The organism is Deltaproteobacteria bacterium (genome assembly GCA_016210045.1).
Classification (GTDB): Bacteria; UBA10199; UBA10199.
Genome location: JACQUX010000014.1, coordinates 70,432 through 86,172, shown reverse-complemented (window position 1 = coordinate 86,172; position 15,741 = coordinate 70,432). Strand labels below are relative to the sequence as shown.

Below are 15,741 nucleotides of genomic sequence, written 5' to 3'. Positions count from 1 at the left end.
CTCCTGGTCGAGATGCTCGAGCCCTACCGTGGCCGGGTGTACGACCCCTGCTGCGGTTCGTCGGGAATGTTCGTGCAGTCGGTGGGGTTCATCCGCGCGCACGCCTCCGGGAATGGCAATGGGGGCAGCGGCCACGGCGGCAAGGCGGCGAAGGGCGCGCGGCCCGACATCTCGATCTACGGCCAGGAGTCGAACTACACGACGTGGCGGCTCGCGCGCATGAACCTCGCCATCCGCGGCATCGACGGCCAGATCGGCCACGGCGACACCTTCCACAACGACCGCCACCCCGACCTCAAGGCCGACTTCATTCTCGCCAATCCGCCCTTCAACATCTCCGACTGGGGCGGCGAGCGGCTGCGCGACGACAAGCGTTGGCAGTACGGCGTTCCGCCGGCGGGCAACGCCAACTTCGCCTGGGTGCAGCACATCGTCCATCACCTCGCGCCCGCAGGCGTGGCCGGCTTCGTGCTCGCGAACGGTTCGATGTCGTCCAACCAGTCCGGCGAGGGCGAGATCCGCAAGAGCCTGATCGAAGCCGACCTCGTGGACTGCATGGTGGCGCTGCCGGGCCAACTCTTCTACTCGACGCAGATCCCCGCGTGTCTGTGGTTCCTCGCGCGCGATCGCAAGAACGGCAAATTCCGCGACCGCCGCGGCCAGATGCTCTTCATCGACGCGCGCAAGCTCGGCCGCATGGCGGATCGAACGCACAAGGAGCTGACCGACGACGGCATCGCCCGCATCGCCACGACCTATCACGCCTGGCGCGGCGAGCAGAACGCTGGCGAGTACGCCGACATCGCCGGCTTCTGCAAAAGCGCGCCGCTGGAGGAGGTCCGCAAGCACGGCCACGTGCTCACCCCCGGCCGCTACGTCGGCGCCTTGCGCCAAGAGGATGACGGCGAGCCGTTCGCAGAGAAGATGCAGCGTCTCACTGCGACCTTGTACCAGCAGCAGGCCGAGGCCGCGCAGCTGGATGCCGCGATCGCCGCCAACCTGAAGGAGCTGGGGTATGGCGGGTAGGAAGCCGAAGAGCGCGGCCGTCGGCCATTCCGACTTCGCGGCGTTGCTGGCCGATGTGAAGGGCCGCATCCAGGCCGCCCAGACGCGGGCGGTGCTGGCCGTCAACGCTGAACTCGTCCGGCTCTACTGGGACATCGGGCGGATCATCGCCGATCGGCAACGGCGCGAAGGCTGGGGTGCAGCCGTCATCCCCCGGCTGGCGCTGAAACTGAAGAACGAGCTACCCGACCTCAAAGGATTTTCCGAGCGGAACATCAAGCGGATGCTGGCGTTCTATCGCGATTACCCGGACCCCGGCGCAATGGGGCAACAACCTGTTGCCCAATTGCCCGCGTCGGCAAAAGTGCCACAGCCCGCGGCACAATTGATCCCCTCGTCAAAAGTGCCACAACCGGTGGCACAATTGCGGGAGCTGCTTCTCTGGTCGGTGCCGTGGGCCCACCATGTCATTCTCATGGACAAGGTTTCCGACTTTTCCACCCGCCGCTGGTACATGGCGCAGACGCTCGCCAACGGCTGGAGCCGCAACGTCCTCGCCCTGCAGATCGAGGCCCGTGCCCACGCCCGGCACGGCAAGGCCGTCTCCAACTTCGCCGCGCTGCTGCCTACGCCGCAGTCGGACCTCGCGCAGCAAGCGCTCAAGGACCCGTACATCTTCGACTTCCTCACCCTCATCGAGCCGTTCCACGAGCGCGAACTCGAAACCGCGCTCGTCCGTCATCTGGAGAAGTTCCTGCTCGAACTCGGCCAGGGCTTCGCCTTCGTCGGCCGACAATATCGCCTCGACGTCGGCGGCGATGATTTCTACATCGACTTGCTGTTCTATCGCCTGCGGCTGCGGGCGTTCGTCGTCATCGACTTGAAGAAGGGCAAATTCAAGCCCGAGTACGCCGGCAAGCTGAACTTCTACTGCAACGTGGTCAACGACCGACTCAAGCATCCGACCGACGCCCCGACCATCGGCCTGATCCTCTGTCAGACGCGCGACCGGCTGCTGGCCGAGTACAGCTTCGCCGGCATCGATAAGCCGATCGGCATCTCGACCTATGCACTGGCGCGCGCGCTGCCGGCTCGGCTGCAGTCGGCACTGCCGACGGTGGAAGAGATCGAGGCGGAGCTGGCGCCTGCCTGCCGGTCCGGCAGGCCGCAGCGGAGGAAGCGATGAGCGGCGGGGATCTCGGCGCAGAGCTGGATGCGGCGATTGTCGCCAACCGGAAGGAGCTTGGGTATGGCGGGTGAGTGGCGCGCCTCTACGTGGGGTGAAGAAATCTCGCTGGAGTACGGCAAGGCGCTTCGAGGGCACGACGAGACCCAGGGTCGATACCGCGTGTTCGGCTCCAACGGCCCAATCGGTTGGACCTCTGAACCGATCGCCCCGGGACCGGGTGTGATCCTCGGGCGCAAAGGGGCTTACCGTGGCGTGCGGTATTCGCCGCGCCCTTTCTTCGTGATTGACACCGCGTACTACGTTGTGCCGAGGAGCGAGCTCGATATGCGGTGGCTGTACTACGCCATCAAACACTACAAGCTCGGCGAAGTAGACGACGGGTCCCCGATTCCCTCAACCACTCGCGCCGCCGTCTACATGCTCGATCTCGACGTGCCGCCGCTTCCCGAACAACGCGCCATCGCCCATATCCTTGGCACGCTGGACGACAGGATCGAGCTGAACCGGCGGATGAACGAGACGCTGGAGGCGATGGCGCGGGCGCTCTTCAAGTCGTGGTTCGTGGATTTCGACCCCGTCCGCGCCAAGGTCGCTGGCCGCGACCCCGGCCTGCCCAAGCGGCTCGCCGACCTGTTCCCGGATTCCTTCGAGGACTCGGAGCTGGGTGAGATTCCGGAGGGGTGGCGGGTGGGAGTTCTCGGCGACGTACTTCAGCAGCGTGTTGAACGGTGCGTCTCGTCTACCGAGACAGCGTCTCGACCATATGTGCCAATTGACTGCATTTCTCCGAGGTCATTGTCTCTGACCGAGAGCAAGCCCGGCGCGGAAGCGCAAAGCAGTTTGACACGCTTCCACAAGGGGGACCTGCTGTTCGGAGCTATGCGTCCATATTTCCACAAAGTCTGCATTGCTCCATTCGACGGCACGACTCGAACGACGGCATTCGTGTTGGCGCCGCGCCGGAGAGGGGACTTCGGCTTTGGCACGCTCTTGCTGCACCACCCCGACACGATCGACTACGCGACCCGCCATTCCACCGGAAGCACCATTCCGTACGCGGTGTGGACGAGCTCACTCGAACACATGCCAGTGGTGATTCCGCCTCCTGCCGTACGTGACGCGTTCGACGGCAAGGCGCGGCCGCTGCTCGACCGGATTGCCGCCCCGTACTTCGAGACCAACACCCTCGCCGCCCTGCGCGACACGCTGTTGCCCAAGCTCATCTCCGGCGAGCTGCGGATTTCTGATACGAGAAGGATCCTTGCGGGGGTTGACGCATGATTCGGCGGATCCGATTGCTCCGCAACATCGGTCAGTTCGACTCCGTGGGCGCGGCTGCGACGATCACGCTCGGCCGACTCGTCCTCGTCTACGCCGAGAACGGGCGCGGCAAGACGACGCTGGCGGCCGTCCTGCGATCGCTGGCGAGCGGTGATCCGCTCCCTATCACCGAACGGCATCGGCTTGCGGCGGCGCATCCACCGCATGTTGTTCTCGATTGTGAGGGTGGCCCGCCCGATGCGATGTTCCAGGATGGCGCCTGGAATCGGACCTTGCCTCACCTTTCGCTGTTCGACGATGTGTTCGTGGACGCGAATATCCACTCGGGACTCGCCGTGGACGCCCGGCACCGACAGAACCTCCACGAGCTCGTCCTCGGTGCTCGGGGCGTCGATCTGAGCCGGCAGCTCCAGCAACTCGTCGCCCGCATCGAGCAGCACAACAGCGCGCTCCGAGAGAAGGCCGCCGCAATCCCGGACCGCGTGCGCGAAGGGTTCCCGGTGGACGAGTTCTGCGCGCTTCCCGAACTTGCAGACGTCGATGCTGAGATCGGGGCCATCGAGCGCGCACTGGCGGCGGCGCAGGATCAGGATGCCGTCAGGACCGCGCCTCTTTTCGAGACCCTCGGGCTCCCGGCGTTCGATGCGGAGGCCATTGACCGCATCCTCCAGCGAGACCTGCCCGATCTCGACGCGGCCGCGGAAGCCCGTGTCCGAGCCCACGTCGCGACGCTGCGTGCCGGCGGGGAGCAGTGGGTTAGCGATGGGATGCAGCGCCTACCGCAGGCGAACGGTGAGGGTACCTGTCCATTCTGCGCCCAGCATCTCACGGGGTTGCCGCTGATCGCCCACTACCGTGCCTATTTCAGCGCGGCGTACAGGGACCTCAAGCGAGCGATCACGGATGCGCTGGAGAACGTGCGGCGTGCGCACGCCGGTGACGTGCCGGCCGGGTTCGAGCGGGCGGTACGCATGGCCGGCGAGCGACGGCTGTTCTGGTCTCGGTTCTGCGAAGTTCCACAAGTTGGGATCGACACGGCGGCCGTCGTGCGCGCGTGGAACGCCGGGCGAGAAGCCGTCAACGTGGCATTGACCGCAAAACAAGCTGCCCCCCTGGAGAAGCAGGCGCTCGATCAGCACGCGCGCGACGCCATCGCGGCGTACGACGCGCTGCGGCAACGGATCGCTGATCTCAGCGCCGCTCTCATCGCTGCCAACGAGGCGATCCGGGTAGTGCAAGAGCAGGCGGTGGGGGCCAACCCGAACACGATCGCCCGAGACCTTGCCCGGCTCAAGGCCACGAAGGCACGGCACACGCCGGAGATCGCCGCGGCGTGCGCCGGTTATCTTGCGGAGAAGGAGGCCAAGGCTCGCACCGAAGGCGAGCGAGAGGGAGCGAAGTCCGCGCTGGACGACTACAGAACCAGCGCGTTCCCGGCGTCGCAGACGGCGATCAACGTTTATCTGCGGCGCTTCAACGCGGGCTTCAGGCTCGACAGCGTCACCTCCACGAGCACCCGGGGCGGACCCGCTTGCACCTACAACGTGGTCATCAACGACAGACCGGTGTCCGTCGGGAGTGGCACCTCAGCGCAAGGTGAACCCTCCTTCCGGAATACGTTGAGCTCGGGCGATCGCAACACGCTGGCCCTCGCCTTCTTCTTCGCCTCCTTGGATCAAGACCCGAACCTCGGCAACACGGTGGTCGTCATCGACGATCCGATTACGAGCCTCGACGACCACCGCTCACTGACGACGGTTCAGGAGGTGCGTCGGCTTTTCGAGCGCGCCGGCCAAGTGATCGTGCTGTCGCATGACAAGCGCTTCCTCTGCCGGATCTGGAACGGGGCGGGCCCGACGGCGCGACTGGCGCTAGAGATTGCGCGTGATGGCACCGGCTCCACACTGCGGTCCTGGGATGTCGACCAAGACTCGGTCACGGAGCACGACCGAAGGGACGCCCGCCTGCGGGAGTACGTCGCCAGCGGGGACGGCGACCAACGCGAGGTCGCAAGAGCCATCCGGCCACACCTGGAGGCGTTTCTTCGGGTTGCTCGTCCCGAGCATTTTCCGCCTTCAACGCTTCTTGGCCCCTTCCTGGGACGATGCCGCGAGAGGGCGGGCCGAGCTGACGAGATCCTGGATGCGACCGCGAGGCAAGAACTTAGTGAGCTCGTCGAGTACGCGAATCGGTTCCATCACGACACGAACCCGGCATGGGAAACCGAGGCGATCAACGACGCGGAGCTCCGGAACTTCGTAGAGCGGGCGCTGGCCTTCGCGAGGCGATGACGATGAACCGCACCTTCACCGAATCCACCGTCGAACAGGCCGCTCTCGCCTGGCTCGGAAGCACCGGCTGGGCGGTCGCCCACGGCCCCGACATCGCGCCCAAGATTCACATCGCAGGGCGCCGCGACGAGAGCGAGGTCGAACCAGCGAATGGTCGGCCTCCGGACTTGCAATCAGCCGACACCGGTCCTTGCGTTCAGCCGACACCTATTCTAGCGTTCTGCCGACGTTAATTCTTGCGTTCTGCCGGCGCTGCGGCTACCGTTGGCGCATGGCTCGCCCGCCCGACCAGATTCCCCGGCTGCTCGCGGCACGCCTGCGCGAGGCGCTGCGGGATACGCCGGCCGTGCTGATCCACGGTCCACGACAATGCGGCAAGACGACGCTGGCGCGTCTGGTGGGTGATCCTCGGGGATACGCGTATGTGTCGTTCGACGACGCGGACATCGTCGCGGCCGCGCGGCGCGATCCGGTCGGCTTCGTCGCGGATCTTCAGCACAAGACGATCCTCGACGAAGTCCAGCGGGCACCCGAGATCTTTCCCGCGCTCAAATCCGTGATCGACCGGCGACGCGTCGCAGGCCGGTTCATCCTCACGGGTTCGGCCAACGTGTTGCTGGTCCCGCGGCTTGCGGAGTCGCTCGCGGGCCGGCTGGGCATGCTGCGGCTGCACCCGCTCGCCCAGTGCGAAATCGCGCGCCGGCCGTCGCGCTGCATCGACGCCTTGTTCGGCGGTCGCTTCCGCACCGGCATTGGCGAGCGACTGGGTCAGCGTCTCGTCGAGCGCCTCGTGGCCGGCGGCTATCCGGCGGCACTCGCCCGCCGCTCGGCCGCCCGGCGCTCTGCCTGGTACCGCGATTTCGTGGAGGCGCAGATCCAGCGCGACGTGCGCGACCTGGCGTGCATCCGTGCGTTGGACGCACTGCCCCGGCTGCTGGCAGCGGCGGCCAGCCATACGGCGACGCTGATCAACGTGGCGGACCTCGCGGCGCCTCTGGAGCTGACGCGCCAGACCATCCACGACTACGTCACGCTGCTGGAGCGCGTCTTCCTGCTCGATCGCTTGCCGGCCTGGCATGCGAACCGTATCGCGCGCCTGGTCAAACGCCCGAAGTTGCACGTCGGGGATACCGGTATCGCCTGCGCGTTGCTGGGCGTCGATGCCAAGAAGCTGGCCGGCGACCGCAAGCTCCTTGGTGTGATGTTGGAGACGTTCGTGCTGCAGGAGCTGCGCCGGCAGGCGAGCGCCATGCCTTCGCCGATCGGCTTCTTCCACTACCGGGATCGTGACGACTTCGAGGTGGATATTGTGCTGGAGCGCGGCACCGCGATCGCCGGGGTTGAAGTGAAGGCGGCGGCGAGCGTCAACGACAGCGACTTTCGCGGGCTGCGCAAACTCAGGGCCGTCGCCGGTTCGCACTTCGCCGCAGGCGTCGTGCTCTACGACGGCGCCGCCACCATCCCGTTCGGTGAAGCGCTCTTCGCTGTGCCCATTCGCTCGCTGTGGGAGGGGTCGTGACGCGCGCTTTCACCGAATCCGTCGTCGAGCAGGCCGCGCTCGCCTGGTTGGAACGCGTTGGCTGGCAGGTCCGGAATGGCCTCGACATCGCGCCGGATATGCCGGCGGCGGAGCGCGCCGATTATGGCGAGGTTGTGTTGACGGCGCGATTGCGCGATGCGCTCGCGCGGCTCAATCCGACGCTGCCCGCCGAGGCGCTAGACGACGCATTCCGCCGGCTCATGCGGCCCGATGGCACGGAGCTGATTGCGGGCAACCGCGCGCTGCACCGGCTGCTGGTGGACGGCGTGACGGTCGAGTACCGCCTGCCGGTCGGGCAGGCAGGCGCCGCCGCCGGCGCGATTCGCGGCGCGCAGGCGCGGGTGATCGATTTTGACGATGTGAACGGCAACGACTGGCTGGCGGTGAATCAATTCAGTGTCGTCGAGAACAAACACACGCGACGACCGGATGTGGTGCTGTTCGTCAACGGTCTTCCGCTGGTGGTGTTGGAACTCAAGAATGCTGCGGACGAGGACGCAACGATCTGGAGCGCGTTCCAGCAGATCCAGACTTACAAGGCCGAGATCCCGGCGCTCTTCGCGACGAATGCCGTGCTGGTCGTGTCCGACGGGGTGGCGGCGCGCGCCGGCACGCTGACTGCGGGTCGCGAGTGGTTCAAGCCGTGGCGAACGATCTCTGGTGAGGCGCTGGCCGACGAGCATTTGCCCGAGTTGCAGGTTCTGATCGAGGGGATGCTGGCGCGGCGGCGTTTCCTCGCTCTCGTGCGCGATTTCATCGTTTTCGAAGACGATGGCAGCGGACAGCTCGCCAAGAAGATGGCCGGTTATCACCAGTTCCATGCGGTGCAGGTGGCGGTGGGCGAAACCGTGCGCGCGGCGGCGGTGCGACGTCCGCCGTTGCAGGTGGCCGAGGCGCGCGGGCATTATGGGTCGGGCACAATGTCCGGCGGCGCGCCCGGCGACCATCGTATCGGCGTCGTGTGGCATACTCAAGGCTCGGGGAAGAGTTTGACGATGGCGTTCTATGCCGGCCGCATTATTCGTGAGCCGGCGATGGCGAATCCGACGCTCGTCGTTCTGACCGACCGCAACGATCTCGACGAACAGCTCTTCGGCACGTTTGCGCGCTGCGCGGAGCTGTTGCGTCAACAGCCGGTGCAGGCGAAGAGTCGCGCGCATCTGCGCGAGCTGTTACGTGTGGCGGCGGGCGGCGTGATCTTCACGACCATTCATAAGTTCTTCCCGGAAGCGGCGGGCGATCGGCACCCGACGCTCTCCGAGCGCGGCAATATCGTGGTGATCGCGGACGAGGCGCACCGCAGTCAGTATGACTTCATCGATGGTTACGCGCGCCATATGCGCGACGCGCTGCCGCAGGCCTCGTTTATCGGCTTCACGGGCACGCCGATCGAGCGGCTCGACGCCAACACGCGCGCGGTCTTCGGCGACTACATCAGTGTCTACGATATTCAGCGGGCGGTGCAGGACCGCGCCACGGTGCCGATCTACTACGAAAGCCGATTGGCCACGCTCACGCTCGATGCGGCGGAACGTCCGACGATCGATGCCGAGTTTGAAGAGGTGACCGAGGGCGAAGAGGTCGAACGCAAAGAACAGCTCAAGACCAAATGGGCGCAGCTCGAGGCGGTGGTCGGTTCGAGCCGGCGTCTCGAGGTCGTCGCGCGCGACATCGTCGAGCATTTCGAGCAGCGACTCGACGCGATGGACGGCAAGGCAATGGTCGTCTGCATGAGTCGACGGATCTGCGTGGAGCTGTATCGCGCGATCGTGACGCTTCGGTCGCAGTGGACGAGCGACGACGATGACCACGGCGCGATCAAAGTGGTGATGACCGGCGCGGCCTCCGATCCGCCGGACTGGCAGGCGCACATCCGCAACACGGCGCGACGCGAGGCCCTCGCCCACCGTTTTCGCGATGCGACCGATCCGCTGCGCCTCGTGCTGGTGCGCGACATGTGGCTGACCGGTTTCGACGCGCCGAGCTTGCACACGATGTACATCGACAAGCCGATGCGCGGGCACGGGCTGATGCAGGCGATTGCACGTGTGAACCGCGTGTTCAAGGACAAGCCCGGAGGACTCGTCGTGGATTATTTAGGGCTCGCGCATGAATTGAAGGCCGCGCTCGCGACCTATACCGAGAGTGGTGGTACCGGGCGCACCGCGCTGGATCAAGGCGAGGCGGTTGCGGTGATGCGGGAGAAATACGAAGTCTGTTGCGGTCTCTTCCATGGTTTCGATCGGTCGAAATGGATGGCCGGCACGCCGCCGGAGCGGTTGAGTCTCCTGCCGTCGGCGCAAGAACATATCCTCAAGCAGGAGAACGGCAAGGATCGCTGCGTGCATGCGGTGCGCGAGTTGTCGCAGGCGTTTGCGCTGGCCGTGCCGCATCGCGACGCCCTCCACATTCGTGACGACGTGGCGTTCTTCCAGGCCGTGCAGGCCGTACTCTCCAAACGCGCGCCCGGCGATGCCCGGCCCGAGGAGGAGATCGACCACGCGGTGCGGCAGATTATCTCGCGGGCGGTCGTGCCCGAGGGCGTCATCGACATCTTCGCTGCGGCGGGATTAACGAGGCCCGACTTATCCATCCTCTCGGAGGAGTTTTTGGCCGAGGTGCGCGGCATGCCCCAGCGCAACCTCGCGGTCGAGCTGCTGCAGAAATTATTGAAAGGGGAGCTCGCCACACGACGGCGGAAGAATCTCGTACAGGCACGGTCATTCGCGGAGATGCTGGAGCAGACGATCCGGCGTTATCAGAATCGCGCCATGGAAGCCGCCCAAATCATCGAGGAGCTGATCCATCTCGCGCAGGAGATGCGCGAGGCCACGGCGCGGGGTGCGCAGCTCGATCTGTCAGAGGACGAGCTCGCCTTCTATGATGCCCTTGAGGCGAACGACAGCGCCGTGAAGGTGCTGGGCGACGCGACGCTGCGCGGCATCGCGCGCGAGTTGGTGGAGACCGTGCGGCGCAACGTCACGATCGATTGGACCCTGCGCGAGGACGTGCGGGCGCAGCTCCGGGTGTTGGTCAAACGCATCCTCCGCAAATACGGCTATCCACCGGACAAGCAAGAGAAAGCGATGCACACCGTGTTGGAACAAGCGGCCCTCTTGTCGACGGAGTGGGCAATGGTGTGACCGCGTGGTCGCATGGTCTTTTCCTCGTGGCGATGGCGCCACCGTAACGGCAGTTCACTCTATGCGCATTGGGATCGATTTCGATAATACGATCGTGAATTACGACGCGGCGTTTTTTCGGGCGGCGCGGGCGCATGAATGGATCGGTGCGGATGTGCCGGCGACGCGGGTGGCGGTGCGAGCGGCGTTGCGGGCGGGGCCGGGGGGGAGTGATCGGTGGACCGCGTTGCAAGGCGAGGTGTACGGAGCGCGGCTGTTGGAGGATGGCGTCGTGCAAGAGGGCTGGGAGGCGTTTTGGGCGTGGGCGGCATTGCTTGGAATTCCGTGCGCGATCATCAGTCATAAGACGTTGGTGCCGGCGGTGGGGCCGGCCTACCCGTTGCGTGATGTGGCACGGACTTGGTTGGAGCGGCAGCCGTGGTGGCGTGCGCGGAGCGACGCCGTGCCATTGATATTTGCCGAGACGCTGACAGAAAAAATAGCGCAGATCGCGGCGCAGCGCTGCACGGTTTTTATCGATGATCATCTCGATGTGCTGACGCATCCACAATTTCCCGCAGGCGTGCGGCGCATTTGGTATGGCGTGGACGCGGCGTCGCGCGACGGAATCGTAGCCTGTTGCGATTGGGCGGCAGTGCAGGCCGCATTGGCGGGAGTTGTCCGATGACCGCGTCGCAACCGACATGGGCCGAGGCGTTGGCCGCGCACGGGATCGCGGCACGGACGGTCGAGCCATTGTACAGCGGCGTGAACAGCGAGCGGTTTCGGGTGGAGACCGCGGACGCGCGCTATTTCGTGAAGCGGTATCGCGGTGCGCCGGAGGAACGGCAGACGCGGTTGCAGCACGAAGTGGAGGGGCTGCGTTTTCTTCATGCAGGCGGTGTGCGCGCGATTGTCGCGCCGTGTGCGGTGCTCCCGGAAGCGGCGGTGGTTTGTTTTCCCTTTCATGACTTCGCGCCGATTGCCGCGGCGGAGGTGCGGCCGGAGGACTGCACGGCACTGGCCGCGTGCTATGGAGAGCTTCCGCGTGCGACTGCGGCGCATCGCGCGCGGATCGCGCTGATCGCGCGGGACGCGGCGTTTACGTGCGCAGCGCACGTGGCGATTGTGGCAGAACGGTTGCAACGTTTGGAGGCAGTCGCGTGTGATCCGCTGCAGGCGCTGCTCGCCGGGGTGTTGCGACCGCGACTGCAACGGATCGGCGAAGACTTGTCGCATGGGTCTGCTGCGGCGGCTTGGGGGGCGAGCGGCGAACTCCCGTGGGAGCAGCGGATCTTCAGCCCATCGGACGCGGGCCTGCATAATGTCGCGTGGGACACGGCGCGCACCGAATTGCGCTGCTTCGATTTCGAATATTGCGGCTGGGACGATCCGGCGAAATTGCTCTGCGATTGTCTGTTGCAACCCGCGGTGCCGCTGCCGCCGGCATTAGCGCCGGGATTTGTGGCGGCGTTCGCTGCGTATTTCTCCGACGATGGACAATTGCTGGACCGCGCTCGATGGCTTTATCCGCTGCTGGCCGTGAAGTGGGCCGCGATCGTGTTGAATCCATTGCTCCCGTCGTGGGCGACGCACCATCCGCCATTGCCGGCGTCTGATCGTACATCACGATTGCAACGCGCGCGCGCCATGTTACAACGCAGCGCGATGCCGGAACCGGAGCCGCCCACCGCATGACGTCGCTCGATTCACGCAGCCTGGAACAACGCCGCTGGTTAGTGCGCAGCATGGCCGCCAGCGGGCGCGGGCATTTGGCGTCTGCCTGTTCGATCCTCGAAATCTGCCGCGTGTTGTACCACGATGTCTTGCGCATCGACCCCGATGCGCCTGCATGGCCGGAGCGTGACCGCTTTATCTTAAGCAAGGGGCATGGTTGTCTCGCCCTCTATCTGCAACTCGCGGAGCGCGGATTTTTTCCGTTGGAGGAATTGCTGCAGGTCAGTCACGACGGCGCGCCGCTCGGCGGGCATCCGGAAGCGGGACGCGCGCCGGGGATCGAATGGTCCACCGGATCACTCGGTCACGGGTTATCGGTCGGGCTCGGCATGGCGGTCGCAGCGCGTTTGCATGGAGCGAAACATCGCGTCTTTGTGTTGCTCGGGGACGGGGAATGCAACGAAGGGAGTGTCTGGGAAGCGGCGTTGGCCGCGGTGCAGCACCGCGCGACAAATCTCGTTGCCCTCGTCGATTACAATCGGCAACAGTGTTACGCAGCCACGGAGGCAGTCGTGGCGTTGGAACCGTTGCGCGCGAAATGGGAGAGCTTCGGTTGGGCAGTCGCGGAAGTGGATGGCCACGACGTCGCGGCGTTGCGGGCCACGCTCGGCGCGGCGCCGCTGGCGGACGTGCGGCCGATGGTCGTGATTTGCCACACCGTGAAGGGAAAAGGTTTTCCCGAATTGGAAGGGAATCCCGTGTGGCATCACTCGGCCAAATTCACGCCCGCCGACGCGACGCGCTTGTTGGCGCAGTTGGACGCGGCGGAGTCTGCGGCGGCAACGACGGGGAATGGCGATGCGTAAGGCGTGTCTCGCAGCGATTGCCGAACTCGCGCGGCGTGACCCGCGGGTCGTTTTCGTCGGATCCGACTTGGCAGCCGGGACGCTCGGTGAGTTGCAGCGCGAATTTCCGAACCGCCATTTCATGGAAGGCGTGAGTGAACAGCATCTGATCGGCTTCATGTCCGGCCTCGCTGCCGAAGGGTACATTCCGTACGGCAATACGATCGCGACATTTTTCACACGTCGTTGCTACGAACAGATCGTGCTCGATGCCGCACTGCCGCAATTGCCGCTCCGCTTGATCGGCAGCGGCGGCGGTTTGGTCTACGCGCCGCTCGGTCCGACCCATTTAGCGACCGACGACCTGGCGATCCTGCGCGCGGTGCCCGGCATGACCATCCTCGCACCGTGCGATGCCGACGAACTGCGCCGCTTGATGCCGCAGACGCTCGACCTCCCGGGCCCACTCTATTTACGCCTGGCCAAAGGCGGGGATCGAGTCGTGAGCCGCGCCGATCTGTCGTGCCGGATCGGGGAGGCGATTGCGTTGTGCGCCGGCGGCGATGTGTTGTTGGTGAGTACCGGCGTGATGACCGGCGTCGCGTTGGATGCGGCGGAGACATTAGCGGGCGTCGACATTGCGGCAAGCGTCTTACACTGTCACACGATTAAGCCGCTGGACGTGGCGGCCTTGCAAGCGGCGGCACGACCGGTACGCGTGATCCTGAGCGTGGAAGAACATAGCATCATCGGTGGGCTCGGCTCGGCAGTGGCTGAAGTCGTGGCGGAAATGGCGTGGGCGCGGCCGAAACGGATGCAACGGATCGGACTTCCCGATCGTTTTTTTGCGGAGTATGGGACGCAAGCGAGCGCATGGGTGCGGCAGGGGTTGACCGTGGAGCGGATTGTGGAAACAGCGCAGCAGCTGTTGGAAGCGAGTGCGGCGGGCGGAATTGCATGAAGCAACGTCAAACCCCGAACTATGTCGATTTCGTCGGCGCGATCCATCGGCGCACCGAGCGCGATTATGTCGGCCGCGTGACCAGCTATCCGAAAGAGCATGCGGCCGAGTTGGCGAAACAATTCGATCGCGACTATTGGGACGGCGATCGCCATACCGGCTACGGCGGGTATCAATACGACGGCCGTTGGCGGGCCGTCGCGGAGGCGTTTGCCGCCCATTACGCATTGCGCGCCGGGCAGCGCGTCCTCGATGTCGGTTGTGGCAAGGGATTTCTCCTCTACGATCTGACGCAGGTCGTTCCCGGCTTAGAAGTCCACGGGCTCGACATTTCGCGTTACGCATTGACCCACGCGAAACCGGAAGTCGCCGATCGGCTGATCCACGGCCACGCGCGCGAACTCCCGTTCCCCGATCAACACTTCGATCTCGTCTATTCGATTAACACCTTGCACAACTTGTATTGTTACGACCTCGATCGTGCCTTGCTCGAACTGACGCGGGTGAGTCGCGCGCATCAATATCTCTGCGTCGAGTCGTATCGCACCGAAGCGGAGAAAGTGCATTTGCTCTACTGGCAATTGACCTGCGAAATGTTCTGCACGCCCGACGAGTGGCGCTGGTGGTTTCAACAGACCGGCTATACGGGCGATTATTCGTTTATCTACTTCGAATGAGGGGAAGCATGCGCGCTGCAATTCTCACTGCGTTGCAGGAACCGTTGACGGTGGCCGACGTCGTTGCGCCGGAGCCGCAGTTTGGCCAAGTCGCCGTACAAGTGCACACCAGTACGGTCTGCGGGGCGCAGCTCGGTGAGATCGACGGACGCAAAGGGCCGGATCGGTATCTGCCGCATCTGCTCGGCCATGAGGGGAGCGGCCACGTCGTGGCCGTTGGTCTCGGCGTGACGCATGTGAAGGTTGGCGACGCTGTCGTGCTGCATTGGCGCCCCGGACGCGGGCTGGCGGTCGGCGGCGCGCGTTATCTGTGGGGGGAGCGCGTTGTCAACGCCGGGCCGGTGACGACGTTTCAGGAAACGGCGATCGTTGCAGCAAATCGCTGCACGGTAGTGCCGCCGGAGACCGATTTGGAAACGGCTGCGTTGTACGGTTGCGCGATCACGACGGCCTTCGGGGCGATCGCGAACGACGCGCAGTTGAAACCCGGCGAATCGGTGCTGGTGCTCGGCGTGGGCGGCGTCGGGCTCGCGGTCCTGATGGCGGCGCGCGTCTGTGGTGCGGGCGAACTCGTCGCGGTGGACCGCTATGCTGCGCGGTTGCAACTGGCAACGCGTTGCGGTGCCGACTGGGCCGTGGATACGAACCACCGCGATTGGCGACAGCAAGTCGCCGCGCGGTTGCCCGCCGGTGCCGACGTGGTGATCGAAAACACCGGCGACCGGGCGATGATCGAGGCCGCCGTGGAGCTGACCAGTCCGCGCGGGAGAACTGTGTTGGTCGGCGTGCCGCTTGCCGGCGAACGCATCGCGCTCGATACGTTTCCGCTCCACTTCGATAAACGACTCGTCGGATCCTGTGGCGGCGGCACGCAGCCGCACGACGACATCCCCCGTTACCTGCGCTTGGCCGCTGCCGGTCGTTTCGATCCGTCGCTGCTGATCACCCACCGCTTCCCACTAACCGAGATCAACACGGCCATCACCCTGATGCGTTCCGGCGCCGCCGCCCGCTGCGCGATTCGGATGGGGACATGGTAAATACATCGCAGTGGGGACAGGTACCTTCAAATCGTTATTTGGTGCGTATTTGAAGGTACCTGTCCCCGCTGCGATGTATTTATGGCGAGGGGTGGCTGACTGCGTCGCATGAC

Annotated in this window: 12 protein-coding genes; all 12 read left to right on the top strand. The window is 65.1% G+C overall.

The window, feature by feature from the left end; translation table 11 throughout:
- The coding region (locus HY696_04405; GenBank protein MBI4237647.1) for an N-6 DNA methylase at positions 1-1,026 on the top strand (1,026 nt) is incomplete at its 5' end.
- Complete coding sequence (locus HY696_04400; protein MBI4237646.1) at positions 1,016-2,191, top strand: DUF1016 domain-containing protein; 1,176 nt, start codon at positions 1,016-1,018, stop codon at positions 2,189-2,191. The genes HY696_04405 and HY696_04400, both read left to right, overlap by 11 nt.
- Before the next feature lie 63 nt (positions 2,192-2,254).
- Positions 2,255-3,475 carry a restriction endonuclease subunit S gene (locus HY696_04395; protein MBI4237645.1) on the top strand — a complete coding sequence of 407 codons (1,221 nt, stop codon included), beginning with the start codon at positions 2,255-2,257 and terminating at the stop codon, positions 3,473-3,475.
- The gene (locus tag HY696_04390) at positions 3,472-5,766 is read left to right on the top strand and encodes an AAA family ATPase (GenBank protein ID MBI4237644.1); all 2,295 of its coding nucleotides are present in this window, start codon (positions 3,472-3,474) and stop codon (positions 5,764-5,766) included. The genes HY696_04395 and HY696_04390 overlap by 4 nt, the downstream gene beginning before the upstream one ends.
- A 271-nt stretch (positions 5,767-6,037) precedes the next feature.
- Positions 6,038-7,285, top strand: a complete 1,248-nt coding sequence (locus HY696_04385) for an ATP-binding protein (protein MBI4237643.1) — start codon at positions 6,038-6,040, stop codon at positions 7,283-7,285.
- Complete coding sequence (locus HY696_04380) at positions 7,282-10,449, top strand: type I restriction endonuclease subunit R (GenBank protein ID MBI4237642.1); 3,168 nt, start codon at positions 7,282-7,284, stop codon at positions 10,447-10,449. The genes HY696_04385 and HY696_04380 overlap by 4 nt, the downstream gene beginning before the upstream one ends.
- A gap of 61 nt (positions 10,450-10,510) precedes the next feature.
- Positions 10,511-11,116, top strand: coding sequence for a hypothetical protein (locus HY696_04375; protein MBI4237641.1), 606 nt, complete (start codon positions 10,511-10,513; stop codon positions 11,114-11,116).
- Positions 11,113-12,126 carry a phosphotransferase gene (locus HY696_04370; GenBank protein MBI4237640.1) on the top strand — a complete coding sequence of 338 codons (1,014 nt, stop codon included), beginning with the start codon at positions 11,113-11,115 and terminating at the stop codon, positions 12,124-12,126. Before HY696_04375 ends, HY696_04370 begins: the two co-directional genes overlap by 4 nt.
- On the top strand, positions 12,123-12,971 hold the full coding sequence (locus HY696_04365) for a transketolase (GenBank protein MBI4237639.1): 849 nt from the start codon (positions 12,123-12,125) through the stop codon (positions 12,969-12,971). The genes HY696_04370 and HY696_04365 overlap by 4 nt, the downstream gene beginning before the upstream one ends.
- Positions 12,964-13,911, top strand: a complete 948-nt coding sequence (locus HY696_04360) for a transketolase (GenBank protein ID MBI4237638.1) — start codon at positions 12,964-12,966, stop codon at positions 13,909-13,911. The genes HY696_04365 and HY696_04360 overlap by 8 nt, the downstream gene beginning before the upstream one ends.
- A complete protein-coding gene (locus tag HY696_04355) occupies positions 13,908-14,588 on the top strand; it encodes a class I SAM-dependent methyltransferase (GenBank protein MBI4237637.1) in 681 nt (226 codons plus the stop codon). Before HY696_04360 ends, HY696_04355 begins: the two co-directional genes overlap by 4 nt.
- Before the next feature lie 8 nt (positions 14,589-14,596).
- The gene (locus HY696_04350) at positions 14,597-15,628 is read left to right on the top strand and encodes a zinc-binding dehydrogenase (protein MBI4237636.1); all 1,032 of its coding nucleotides are present in this window, start codon (positions 14,597-14,599) and stop codon (positions 15,626-15,628) included.
- Positions 15,629-15,741: the final 113 nt, after the last annotated feature.

What these genes read in the sequence shown, in the direction of transcription:
- HY696_04400 (MBI4237646.1), top strand. Translation starts at nt 1,016, where the DNA reads ATGGCGGGTAGGAAGCCGAAGAGCGCGGCCGTCGGCCATTCCGACTTC.
- HY696_04395 (MBI4237645.1), top strand. Translation starts at nt 2,255, where the DNA reads ATGGCGGGTGAGTGGCGCGCCTCTACGTGGGGTGAAGAAATCTCGCTG.
- HY696_04390 (MBI4237644.1), top strand. Translation starts at nt 3,472, where the DNA reads ATGATTCGGCGGATCCGATTGCTCCGCAACATCGGTCAGTTCGACTCC.
- HY696_04385 (MBI4237643.1), top strand. Translation starts at nt 6,038, where the DNA reads ATGGCTCGCCCGCCCGACCAGATTCCCCGGCTGCTCGCGGCACGCCTG.
- HY696_04375 (MBI4237641.1), top strand. Translation starts at nt 10,511, where the DNA reads ATGCGCATTGGGATCGATTTCGATAATACGATCGTGAATTACGACGCG.
- HY696_04370 (MBI4237640.1), top strand. Translation starts at nt 11,113, where the DNA reads ATGACCGCGTCGCAACCGACATGGGCCGAGGCGTTGGCCGCGCACGGG.
- HY696_04365 (MBI4237639.1), top strand. Translation starts at nt 12,123, where the DNA reads ATGACGTCGCTCGATTCACGCAGCCTGGAACAACGCCGCTGGTTAGTG.
- HY696_04360 (MBI4237638.1), top strand. Translation starts at nt 12,964, where the DNA reads ATGCGTAAGGCGTGTCTCGCAGCGATTGCCGAACTCGCGCGGCGTGAC.
- HY696_04355 (MBI4237637.1), top strand. Translation starts at nt 13,908, where the DNA reads ATGAAGCAACGTCAAACCCCGAACTATGTCGATTTCGTCGGCGCGATC.
- HY696_04350 (MBI4237636.1), top strand. Translation starts at nt 14,597, where the DNA reads ATGCGCGCTGCAATTCTCACTGCGTTGCAGGAACCGTTGACGGTGGCC.